At 63.6% G+C, this 10,704-nt stretch carries 11 protein-coding genes and 2 pseudogenes; 9 read left to right on the top strand and 4 right to left on the bottom strand.

Annotated elements, in window-relative coordinates; translation table 11 throughout:
- Window positions 1-189: pseudogene (locus tag RMO18_RS04835) on the bottom strand (proline--tRNA ligase); the annotation flags it as partial.
- 249 nt (window positions 190-438) lie between these two features.
- Here RMO18_RS04835 and RMO18_RS04830 point away from each other — a divergent pair.
- Both RMO18_RS04830 and RMO18_RS04825 read left to right on the top strand, forming a co-directional pair.
- Window positions 439-1,032, top strand: coding sequence for a hypothetical protein (locus RMO18_RS04830; RefSeq protein ID WP_309664269.1), 594 nt, complete (start codon window positions 439-441; stop codon window positions 1,030-1,032).
- Between the two features lie 36 nt (window positions 1,033-1,068).
- The gene (locus RMO18_RS04825) at window positions 1,069-1,824 is read left to right on the top strand and encodes a pentapeptide repeat-containing protein (protein ID WP_309664268.1); all 756 of its coding nucleotides are present in this window, start codon (window positions 1,069-1,071) and stop codon (window positions 1,822-1,824) included.
- Window positions 1,825-1,885: 61 nt separating this feature from the next.
- Here the strand turns inward: RMO18_RS04825 and RMO18_RS04820 are convergent, their stop codons facing one another.
- The 3 genes from RMO18_RS04820 to RMO18_RS04810 are packed head-to-tail and all read right to left on the bottom strand — an operon-like array spanning window position 1,886 to window position 3,328.
- Complete coding sequence (locus RMO18_RS04820; RefSeq protein WP_309664267.1) at window positions 1,886-2,413, bottom strand: helix-turn-helix transcriptional regulator; 528 nt, start codon at window positions 2,411-2,413, stop codon at window positions 1,886-1,888.
- A complete protein-coding gene (locus tag RMO18_RS04815) occupies window positions 2,410-3,054 on the bottom strand; it encodes a cytochrome b/b6 domain-containing protein (protein WP_309664266.1) in 645 nt (214 codons plus the stop codon). Before RMO18_RS04815 ends, RMO18_RS04820 begins: the two co-directional genes overlap by 4 nt.
- A 1-nt stretch (window position 3,055) precedes the next feature.
- Window positions 3,056-3,328, bottom strand: coding sequence for a PepSY domain-containing protein (locus RMO18_RS04810; RefSeq protein WP_309664264.1), 273 nt, complete (start codon window positions 3,326-3,328; stop codon window positions 3,056-3,058).
- A gap of 278 nt (window positions 3,329-3,606) precedes the next feature.
- Here RMO18_RS04810 and RMO18_RS04805 point away from each other — a divergent pair, with 278 nt between their 5' ends.
- The 7 genes and pseudogenes from RMO18_RS04805 to RMO18_RS04775 all read left to right on the top strand — a co-directional run.
- Entirely contained in the window at window positions 3,607-4,110 is a 504-nt protein-coding gene (locus RMO18_RS04805; RefSeq protein ID WP_309664263.1) for a fasciclin domain-containing protein, read from the top strand.
- A gap of 116 nt (window positions 4,111-4,226) precedes the next feature.
- A complete protein-coding gene (locus RMO18_RS04800) occupies window positions 4,227-5,351 on the top strand; it encodes an AI-2E family transporter (protein ID WP_309664262.1) in 1,125 nt (374 codons plus the stop codon).
- Window positions 5,348-6,013, top strand: coding sequence for a chromosomal replication initiator DnaA (locus RMO18_RS04795; protein WP_309664261.1), 666 nt, complete (start codon window positions 5,348-5,350; stop codon window positions 6,011-6,013). Before RMO18_RS04800 ends, RMO18_RS04795 begins: the two co-directional genes overlap by 4 nt.
- Window positions 6,014-6,058: 45 nt before the next feature.
- Window positions 6,059-8,254, top strand: a complete 2,196-nt coding sequence (locus RMO18_RS04790) for an RNA degradosome polyphosphate kinase (RefSeq protein WP_309664260.1) — start codon at window positions 6,059-6,061, stop codon at window positions 8,252-8,254.
- Window positions 8,255-8,316: 62 nt separating this feature from the next.
- Complete coding sequence (locus tag RMO18_RS04785; protein WP_309664258.1) at window positions 8,317-9,873, top strand: Ppx/GppA family phosphatase; 1,557 nt, start codon at window positions 8,317-8,319, stop codon at window positions 9,871-9,873.
- A complete protein-coding gene (locus tag RMO18_RS04780; protein WP_309664257.1) occupies window positions 9,873-10,487 on the top strand; it encodes a VOC family protein in 615 nt (204 codons plus the stop codon). Before RMO18_RS04785 ends, RMO18_RS04780 begins: the two co-directional genes overlap by 1 nt.
- Window positions 10,484-10,704 (top strand): annotated as a pseudogene (locus RMO18_RS04775) (GNAT family N-acetyltransferase); the annotation flags it as partial. The gene RMO18_RS04780 and the pseudogene RMO18_RS04775, both read left to right, overlap by 4 nt.

Below are 10,704 nucleotides of genomic sequence, written 5' to 3'. Positions count from 1 at the left end.
GCGCTGCTGTTCCTCGTTCACGATCTGCTCGATCCGGCGCAGGACGCGCAGGCCAAGCGGCAGCCAGGAATAGATCCCTGCCGCCTGCTGCTTGATCATCCCGGCGCGCAGCATGTAGCGGTGCGAGACGATCTGGGCCTCTGCGGGGTTTTCCTTGAGGACGGGGAGGAAGTAGCGGGTCAGTCGCATGGGTCGCGGCCTTTCGGATCAAGGGTCGCGACGGGTTTAGGCGAGGCGGGGCTGGCAGGCAAGGGCGGCGTTGGCGTGGACAAGGGGATGTCCACGCGTGGACAAGACCGTCACCCACATGATTTCAATGGGTTAACGGAGCGAATTCAGAAAGCGTTAACCAAATCCCCCTACTTTGGCCCTTTCGCCAACCCGACTGATCGGGTTAGCGTCCCGCAACGCTGCGAGAAAGATAGCAGGAGAGTGACCGTGACCACCCTTTCAATTGCACCTCAGGACTTCTGGTCATTGGTCGCAGTCATGGCCTTGATCGCCACATGCGCCGGCATCTATGCGATCTTGGCCTTGCAGGGCAGGCCTTACCACGCCCCAATCTGGGAGCAGCTTTCTTTGGGCGGCGTGACCCTTGTCACGGTTCTCGGCCTGGTTTGGATCGGGATGTTCGGCCTGACAGTGTTGGCCGCCTATCTGGGCCTTTGGCAATCGATCCATCCCGACACTGCGACCACGGTGCCGGGCCAGCCCACCTTTGGCTTGGGTGCGCTTGTCGCAGCGCTTTTGGGTGCGCCGTTCCTGATCTGGGGGACGTGGCTGAAGTACCAGACCGTCCGCTACCAGAAGGAAGGCCACATCACTGACCGCATCAACAAGGCGGTGGAGATGTTGGGGGCGGAGAAGGTCGTGAAGAAGCACGTCGTCGACCTCGCTGGAGCGAAGGTTTTCGAAAAGGATGCGCACGGAAAGCCAGACACGTCGAAGCCGGTTTTCAGTGAAGAAAGCGCCCCGAACATCGAAGTTCGGATTGGCGCGATCCTGTCACTGGAACGGATTGCGCAGGACTAGACAACCCATGACAAGGGGCGCGATGATGTACGGGTCATGGAAATTCTGTGCGCCTATGTGCGAGAGAATGCGAAGGCCGAACACCTTACGCTGACCGAACCCACGTTCACGATAAAAGCGCCCAGAATTGACATACAAAAGGCCATGGATGTCATCAAGCGGCGGAGTGCCGCGCAAAAGGCGCTTGAGGCAATTGCAAGGTATCGGCTGGATTTGAGATCCGTTGACTTTGACGGAGTTGACCTTTCGAAGGGAGACCTCTCCGGCGCTATTCTTGTGCGTTCTCGGTTTGAGGGCGCAAGTCTGGAGCATACAAATCTGACCGGTTCGCAGATGCAGGGATGCCTGCTGAATTGCGCACGCTGGCATGGCGTCAAGCTTCGTGGAACGTTCCTGGATCACTGCACACTCAATCGCCCGAAGCCAACGCCGGGCGGATTTAACGAGTATGGTCCGACTATGGGCGGGATCGACGGACTGTCGGTCATAGCGTCCGATTTGACTGCGATCAGTTACTTTGGAGAGAACCCTGAGACAATTTTTGGCAGCAGGGACACCCAACTTTCCCATGCAATGGACGAACTGCGAAAGACAGCTTCAAGTCTGTTCCGAAGCCGCGAGGCAGCAGAGCGCCGAAAAGATCTGACAAAGATTGCTGAATACGATGCTGAGTTGAGCACGAACTCCTTCAAGCATTGGGTGCCATTCGACGGATCAGATATGGCAGTGGGCCATTACCATGCCAAGCGTTTCACGGCTTTGGGCCTGACAGGCTGGCCGATCGACGATTGAGGTCGGCGCAGGACCATCTGGAGGAGTTGATGCCTAGCCTGACCGGGTGGTACAATTTATGCTACCCTGCGGCCGCCTGCCCTTCCGGCACCAGCCGCCCGCCCAGCAGATCCTCGACAAACAGCGCGGCGAACTGGGCGCGGTTGGACACGCCTGCCTTGGCGTAGACGCGGGTCAGTTGTGCGCGCACCGTGCCTTGCGCCGAGCCGCGCATGTCGGCGATTTCCGCCGCATCAAGGCCCTTGAGCGCCAGAAAGCCCACGTCCTGTTCCGCCGCTGTCAGGCCCCAGGCGGCGAACTCGGCCTGAATAACGTCATAGAGCGCGCCAGAGGCGACGGCGAGAGCGGCCTCTTGGGTGCGCATCCTTTCCAGCGCCCGACGCAATTCCCAGCCGCCAAAGACCACACCCAGCACCAGCGCAAGGACGACCATGGATTCAAAGATCGAATGCGCCGCCTGCGGGTCTGAGATCAGATCGCCGATGGCGTCGCCGACGAAGAACACCGCCGCGACCGTCTGGACCACCAGAAAGCCCGCCACGGCCGCGGGGCGTGTGCGCTCGCTGCGCTTTGGGCGGGGTGTCGTCACTTGCCGCGCCTGCCGCGACGTCCAGCCAGCATCGGGGTTACCAGGTTGCGCCGCATCGCGCGGGATTCCACCACGACACCCGCCACATGCAGGGCCGCGAGGATGAGGATCAGATTTGCCGCCACTTCATGCACCTGCTTTACCATGCCATCGTCTTGCGGTTCGGCGCCGCTGTCATCCGCGCTCTCATCAGTGACAAGCACTGACCAGTCACCCGCCGCAACTGCGGCCTTGTCGGCGCTGATCTGCATCGGCGTTTGCCCGCCGGTCATCACAAGGCCAGTGCCGATCACCACCACCAGCGCCGCCCAGAACGCATAGACCATCAGTGCGCCCGCCGGATTGTGCGAGGAATAATGCCGCACGCGCCCGCTCACAAGGCCGCGCAGATGCGACACCGCCGCACGGGGGTTCGGGGGAAACGCGGAAAACCGCGCCTCCACCGGGCCGAGCACCCCCCAGACCAGCCTGAGCCCCAAAAGCGCCATGCCGGTCCAGCCAAGCCAGACATGCAGCACGCTGCCGCCTGCGGTGAAGGCCGCATTGGCCAGCACGATGACGGCAAGGCCCCAGTGGCTGATGCGGACCACCGGGTCCCACAGATCGGGCGGGGTGGCTTTGGTCCGGGGGGTGCGGGTCATGTCAGTCGCCCGACTTGATTTCGACGACGGCGCCGGTTTTCGGGTCGATGTAGACCTCTATCGCGGTGTTGGTGGCGGTGTCGGTGCATTTGGCCTCGATCTTGCCGCCTTCGGCTTCGAACTCGGTCACCTTGCAGCCGGCGGTTTCGAGGGCAGTGGTGGCATCGGTCGGGTTGGTGCCGACAATGTCGCCCAGTGCGGGCATCGCAAAGGCCATCGGTGCGGCAAGCGATGCGCTGACCAGGGTGATCGCAAGGAGGAGGGAGGATTTCATTTAGCATACCTTTCAGGTCGGTTTCGGTCCGTCCAAGGCTGCGCCCCGGACAAGCGAGACCTGCCAGCGCGGGACCACCGGGTCGATCCGCGCCGGGCTTAGGCGGGGGGTGGTAAGCAGGCGCTGACGGCCGGTTTGCGCCGGTGTGCTTTGCAAGTGCGGCATCACGCCGGATCACCGTGCTGTCAGGCGGCTGTAACATCACATCTGCGGCGCACTGACGCAGCGTAACCCGCAAGACATGTGAGTGACGCATGTTGTTCAACAGGGAATGCACCATGAAACTTAAGATTGCTTTGGCCGCGCTGGCCTTGTCGACCTCGTTTGCGCATGCGAAATCGATCACGGAAATCGCCGCTGGTGATGAACGTTTTACCACGCTGGTGGCGGCTGTGACGGCGGCGGGTCTGGCCGAGACGCTGGCTGGCCCCGGCCCCTTCACGGTCTATGCGCCGGTGAACGACGCGTTTGCCGCCCTGCCGGCCGGCACTGTCGAGACGCTGCTGAAGCCCGAGAACAAGGGGCAGTTGACCGATATCCTTTTGTATCATGTTGACGACCGCACCCTGATGGCCGGGGATATTCCGAACGGATCGACCACGTTCAAGCCGCTGCTGACCTCGCAGCGGTTGTGCATCACCAAAGGCGCGTCGGGCGTCACCATCGCGGACGGGACCGGCGAGATGGCTACTGTGATCATCGCCGATATCGTGGCGGACAATGGGGTGATCCACGTGATCGACAAGGTTCTGCTGCCGGGCAAGCGCCCCGCCTGCCACTAAATCCATGCAAGCCCGCCCCCCGGTGCCACGGGGGCGGGCGCGCAGCGAAAGTCACCGGCCCCCTTGCGCGGGGGCCTAACAGGGGCGATATGTCGCAAAACGGAACGGGTTTCGACATGGCTCTGCCTCTTGGTGCACAGGCGCGATACTGGGGCATTGCCGCAGTCGTATTTCTTTTGCTGTTGTGGTTTCTGGGGAATGTGCTGCTGCCGTTTCTGGTGGGCGGGGCGATCGCCTATTTTCTCGACCCGGTGGCAGACCGGCTGGAGCGGCTGGGGCTGAGCCGGGTGGCCGCGACCACGGTGATCTCGCTGGTGGCGCTGATGCTGGTGATCCTGCTGGTGTTGGCGGTGATCCCGTCGCTGATCAACCAGCTGACCGCATTGGTGAATTCCGCGCCCGAGATTGCCCGCAAGATGCAGGCGTTTCTGGTCGAACGCTTTCCCGAACTGACCGACAGCACATCGACCATGCGTCAGACGCTGGCCAATATCGCCACGGCCATTCAGGCACGGGGGGCGGAACTGGCCAACGGGCTGCTGTCTTCGGCGCTGGGGGTGATTTCGGCGGTGGTGTTTATTGTCGTGGTGCCGGTGGTGGCGTTCTATCTGCTGCTGGACTGGGACATGATGGTGGCCCGCGTCGACGCGATGCTGCCTTTGGACCACGCGCCGGTGATCCGCAAGCTGGCGGTCGAGATCAACATGGTGCTGGCCGGTTTTGTGCGCGGGCAGATTTCGGTCTGCGTTTTGCTGGGCAGTTTCTATTCCATCGCGCTGATGCTGGCGGGGCTGCAGTTCGGGTTGATCGTCGGCGCGATTGCCGGGGCGATCACCTTCATTCCTTATGTCGGATCGATCATCGGCGGCACGCTTGCGGTGGGGCTGGCGCTGTTCCAGTTCTGGGGTGACTGGGTGTCGATCGGGATTATCGCCGCCATTTTCGCGGTCGGGCAGTTCATCGAGGGCAACGTCCTGACGCCGAAACTGGTGGGCAAATCGGTGGGCCTGCATCCGGTGTGGCTGTTGTTCGCGCTGTCGGCGTTCGGGTCGGTGTTCGGCTTTGTCGGCATGCTGATCGCGGTGCCGGTGGCGGCATCCATCGGGGTGCTGACGAGGTTCGGGGTTGGGCAGTACCAGTCCAGCCTGCTGTACAAAGGCGAAACCGGCCGGGACCAGGACGCGCCTTTGGCCCGCCCTAACCGCCGCAAATCGGGCGCGCCGCCCGAGGATGCCGCGTGACGCGCCAGCTGGCCTTTGATCTTGCCGGTACCGAGGCGCTGACCCGCGCTGATTTCTTTGTCTCGCCGTCGAACGCGCTGGCGCTGCGGACGCTGGACGCTTGGGGCGACTGGCCGGGGCACAAGCTGATCCTGATCGGGCCTGAAGGCACCGGCAAAACCCATCTGACCCATATTTGGGCGGCCGAAGCCGGGGCAGTGATGCTGAATGCCGCCGACCTTGGGCAGGTCGATCTTGCACCTTTGGCTGACCGCCCCGTGGCGGTTGAGGATGCCGACCGGATTGATGGCAGTGAAGAGGCGTTGTTTCATCTGCACAATCTGGTGGTGGCCAAGGGCGCGCTGCTGCTGACTGCCGCCACCCCGCCGCGCGACTGGGGCCTGACGCTGGCCGACCTTGCCAGCCGGATGCAGGCGGCACCAACCGTGCGGCTGGACGCCCCTGACGATGCGCTGCTGTCTGCGGTGTTGATAAAGCTGTTCGCCGACCGCCAGATTGCGGTGCCGATCAACCTTATTCCCTATCTGGTCAGCCGGATGCCAAGGTCGATCGGGGCCGCGCGGACGCTGGTGAGTGCGCTGGATGCCCTCGCGTTGGCGTTGGGGCGACCGATCACCCGCCAACTGGCAGCCGAGGTGCTGGACAGGGGGGGTCCGCAGTGAAACACTGTCACACAACCTTCACGAAGAGCGCGGCATAACCCGGCCATGACCCAAGCGGATTTCCTCAAGTCACCCTTCCCCACACCTGTGGAACTGCCCTTTGCAGAGACCGCGGGGCCGGGGCGTTTCTTTAACCGGGAACTGAGCTGGCTGGCCTTCAATTGGCGGGTGCTGGAAGAGGCGGCAAACCCGGCGGTGCCGTTACTTGAACGGCTGCGGTTCCTGTCAATCTCGGCCACCAATCTGGACGAATTTTACACGGTACGCGTGGCGGGTCTGCGCGCACTGCTGCGCAGTGGCAATGCGACCTTGTCCGAAGATGGCCGCAGCCCGGCCGAACAGTTGGGCCTGATCAACGCCGATGCGCGCCGCCTGATGCAAACGCAGCAGACAACCTTTAACCGCCTGCGCAAGGAGATGGAGGCCGAAGGCATCATCATCGCCAGCCGGTCCAAGCTGAGCGCGCGCGATCTGAAGCATCTTGAGGCGCATTTCCTGAACAACGTGTTCCCGGTGCTGTCGCCGCTGGCGATTGATCCGGCGCATCCGTTTCCGTTCATTCCCAACACCGGGTTTACCCTGGCGCTGGAACTGGAGCGACTGACCGATCACCGCACGCTGAAGGCGCTGCTGCCGATTCCGCAGCAGATTGCGCGGTTCGTGCCGCTGCCGGGCAAGCCTGGCGAACACCGGTTCCTGCCGCTGGAAGAGCTGTTGCTGTTGCATCTGGGGATGCTGTTCCCCGGCTATACCGATCAGGGCCACTGCATGTTCCGGGTGCTGCGCGACAGCGATCTGGAGGTCGAGGATGAGGCCGAAGATCTGGTGCGCGAGTTTGAGACCGCGCTGAAACGCCGTCGCCGGGGCGAGGTGATCCGGCTGAAACTGTCGGCAGGGGCGCCGGAAACCCTGCGCGTGCTGATCATGGAAGAGCTGACTGTCACCGAGGACGAGGTGGTGGAGGTCAAGGGCCTGTTGGGCGTGGCCGACCTGAAGGAGCTGATCCTGCCGGCGCGCAAGGACCTGATGTGGCCGCCGTTCAGCCCGCGGGTACCCGAACGGGTAGAGGATCACGACGGCGACATGTTTGCCGCGATCCGCCAGAAGGACATGCTGCTGCATCACCCCTACGAGACCTTTGACATGGTGATCCGGTTTCTGGAACAGGCGGCGCGCGATCCGAATGTGCTGGCGATCAAGCAGACGCTGTACCGCACGTCGTGGGACAGCCCGGTCGTGTCGGCGCTGTGCGAGGCGGCGGAGGCGGGCAAATCGGTGACCGCGCTGGTGGAACTGAAGGCGCGCTTCGACGAGGCTGCGAACATCCGGCAAAGTCGGCGGCTGGAACGCGCCGGGGCGCATGTGGTGTACGGGTTTGTGCATTACAAAACCCATGCCAAGATCAGCACCGTCGTGCGCCGCGAGGGTGACCATCTGGTGACCTACACGCATTACGGCACCGGCAATTATCACCCGATCACCGCGCGCATCTATACCGACCTGTCGTTCTTCACCTGCGACGCGGCGCTGGGGCGCGATGCGACCAAGGTGTTCAACTATCTGTCGGGCTATGTGCAGCCGGAGGGGTTGGAAAACCTTGCGATCAGCCCGATCACGCTGAAACCGCGCCTGCTGGAGCTGATCGCCGCCGAGGCGGATCATGCCCGCGCCGGACGACCCGGCGAGATCTGGGCCAAGGTCAATTCGTTGATCGAGCCGGATGTGATCGACGCGCTCTATGCGGCCAGTCAGGCCGGGGTGAAGATCAGCCTCTGCGTGCGCGGCATCTGCGGTGTGCGGCCGGGGATCAAGGGGTTGAGCGAGAATATCCGGGTCAAATCCATCGTCGGGCGGTTTCTGGAACATTCGCGCATCGTGTGCTTTGGCAACGGTCAGGGCCTGCCGTCAAAGAAGGCGCGGGTGTTCTTTTCGTCTGCCGACTGGATGGGCCGCAACCTGACGCGCCGGGTGGAAACGCTGGTCGAGGCGTTGAACATCACGGTGAAGACCCAGATCATGGGGCAGATCATGGCCGCCAACTTTGCCGATGAAGAGCAAAGCTGGATCCTGGCGCCGGATGGCAGCTATTCCCGCGATCTTGCGCCAAGGGATGGCCGGCTGTTCAATTGCCATCGGTTCTTCATGGAAAACCCGTCGCTTTCGGGCCGGGGCACGGCAGGGGCCAAGGACGTGCCGCGGTTGGCGATCCCGCAAGACGATGCTGCTGCGGCTGCCGAGTGATGCGTTGACCACGCCCGCGCGGAGCGGCAAATTGGCCGCCGATGCCACAGAGGGGATTCGCCATGCCACATGATGGACAAGGACCCTCTGACAGCGGCGAAGAGGACTGGGGGCCGTTCGGGCGACCCCTGTTCGACGACCCCTCGGCGCGCGCGCTCAGCCGGGTTGGGGTGGTTGATGTCGGGTCAAACTCGGTTCGGATGGTGGTGTTTGACGGTGCCGCCCGATCGCCCGCCTATTTCTACAACGAAAAGGTCATGTGCGGGCTTGGCAAAGGGCTGGCGGAAACCGGTCGGCTGAACCCGCAGGGGCGGGTCCGGGCGTTGGCCGCGTTGAAACGTTTTGCGCTGCTGGCCGAGGGGATGGAGATCGCCCCACTGACCGTGGTCGCCACCGCCGCCACGCGCGAGGCCGAGGATGGACCGGAGTTTCAGGCCGAAGTGCTGCGCGAAACCGGGCTGAAGCTGTGGGTGATCGACGGGGATGAGGAGGCGCGGCTGTCGGCCCAAGGGGTGCTGTTGGGCTGGCCCGACGCCAAGGGCATTGTCTGCGACATCGGCGGCAATTCGATGGAACTGGCGCGGATCGGCAATGGCAAGGTTGGCAAACGGGTGTCGACCGCGCTGGGCCCGTTCCGCCTGCAACAGCTTGGCGATGATCCGAAAAAGCGTCAGGCCCATATCGCCCGCGTCCTGAAGGATGTGCAGGGCGATCTGCAATCCGAGGGCGAGCGGATCTATCTGGTGGGCGGGTCGTGGCGGGTGATCGCGCGGCTGGACATGGAACGCCGCAACTATCCGCTGACCGTGCTGCACGAATACCGGATGACCCCAAAGGGCCTGACCGACACGCTGGACTGGCTGGCTGTGGCCGATCTTGCGGTGCTGCGGGGGCGCACCGGGACATCGCTTGAACGGATGGAACTGGTGCCGCTGGCCTGCGAAGTGCTGCGCGAGTTGATCCGGGTGCTGAAGCCTTCGGAAATCGACGTGTCGGCCTACGGCATCCGCGAGGGGCTGTTGTATGAACAGATGCCCGAGAAACTGCGCGCCCGCGACCCGCTGATCGAGGCGGCGCGGATGACGGAAATGACCCAGTCGCGCATCCCCGGCTTTGGCAAGAAGCTGTTCGAGTTTCTGGAACCGCTGTTCCCGGATGTGAGCAAGGACCGGCTGCGGCTGATCAAGACCGCCTGCCTGCTGCACGACACCACCTGGCGCGCGCACCCTGATTATCGGGCCGAGGCGTGTTTTGACAACGCCACGCGGGCGAACCTTGGCGGGCTTGACCATCCGGGCCGGGTGTTTCTGGGGTTGGCGCTGCTGCACCGCTACAAGAACAGCCGCGCTGGATCGCGGCTGGAACCGATGTTCCGGCTGCTGAGCGAAGACGAGGTGCAGGAGGCCGAGGTTTTGGGCAAGGCGATGCGCTTTGGCGCAATGTTTTCGGTGGGCAACCCAGCCAAGGCCGGGGCGCTGCATTGGAACCCGAAAAAGCGCGTTCTGGAACTGACCCTGACCACTGCGGGCGAAGGCCTGTTCGGCGAGGTGGCGGTGGCGCGCTTTACCTCGCTGGCGGTGGCGATGAAGGCGCAGACCTCGGTTCTGAAAGCCACCTGATGCTGACATTCGATCATCTTGCAGTCACCTCGGCCACCCTTGCCGAAGGCGTGGAGGCGGTAGAGGCCGCGCTTGGCGTGGCGCTGGCGGGCGGCGGGCAACACCCGCATATGGCCACCCATAACCGGCTGCTGGGCCTGGGGGAGCTGTATCTTGAAGTGATTGCCGTGGACCCGGATGCGCCCACGCCGCTGTGGCCCCGCTGGTTTGACATGGACCGTTTCAGCGGCCCGGCGCGCCTGACCAACTGGGTTGCCGCCTGCGAAGATATCGAGGCGGAACTGGCGCTTAGCCCGGCCGGCGTGGGCGAACCCGTGGCGCTGCAGCGCGGTGACTATCGCTGGCAGATGGCCATTCCGGCCGATGGGTGCCTGCCGTTTGACGGCGGCTTTCCTGCGCTGATCGCATGGGAAGGCGCACTGCACCCGGCCCGCGCCCTGCCCGACGCCGGGGTGCGGCTGACCCGGCTGGAGATCGCGCACCCTGGGGCCGACGCGCTGGCCGATGCGCTGGCGACGCGGATTGCTGACCCGCGCGTGGTGATCGTGCAGGGGCCGCGAAAGGCGATGCGCGCCACGTTTTCTACCCCACACGGGGCGCGGGTTCTGACGTGATCCGCCGCGCCAGCACCGCAGACGCGGCGGCAATTGCCACCCTGTGGAACCCGTGGATCCGTGACACCGCCGTCACGTTCAATGCGGTTGAAAAGACCGTGCAAGACGTGGCGACGATGATTTTTGATCGCGACACATTGGGCCACGCGACTTTTGTGGCCGAGGACGCGGGGCTGCTTGGCTTTGCCACCTATAGCCAGTTTCGCGGCGGCATCGG

It is taken from the genome of Tabrizicola sp., from assembly GCF_031377265.1.
GTDB lineage: Bacteria > Pseudomonadota > Alphaproteobacteria > Rhodobacterales > Rhodobacteraceae > JAUYQR01.
This window is presented reverse-complemented; position numbering and strand designations above follow the sequence as displayed.

Coding starts and splice junctions, on each gene's coding strand:
- RMO18_RS04825 (WP_309664268.1), top strand. CDS start 1,069: ATGGAAATTCTGTGCGCCTATGTGCGAGAGAATGCGAAGGCCGAACAC.
- RMO18_RS04805 (WP_309664263.1), top strand. CDS start 3,607: ATGAAACTTAAGATTGCTTTGGCCGCGCTGGCCTTGTCGACCTCGTTT.
- RMO18_RS04780 (WP_309664257.1), top strand. CDS start 9,873: ATGCTGACATTCGATCATCTTGCAGTCACCTCGGCCACCCTTGCCGAA.
- RMO18_RS04800 (WP_309664262.1), top strand. CDS start 4,227: ATGGCTCTGCCTCTTGGTGCACAGGCGCGATACTGGGGCATTGCCGCA.
- RMO18_RS04785 (WP_309664258.1), top strand. CDS start 8,317: ATGCCACATGATGGACAAGGACCCTCTGACAGCGGCGAAGAGGACTGG.
- RMO18_RS04815 (WP_309664266.1), bottom strand. CDS start 3,054: ATGACCCGCACCCCCCGGACCAAAGCCACCCCGCCCGATCTGTGGGAC.
- RMO18_RS04810 (WP_309664264.1), bottom strand. CDS start 3,328: ATGAAATCCTCCCTCCTCCTTGCGATCACCCTGGTCAGCGCATCGCTT.
- RMO18_RS04790 (WP_309664260.1), top strand. CDS start 6,059: ATGACCCAAGCGGATTTCCTCAAGTCACCCTTCCCCACACCTGTGGAA.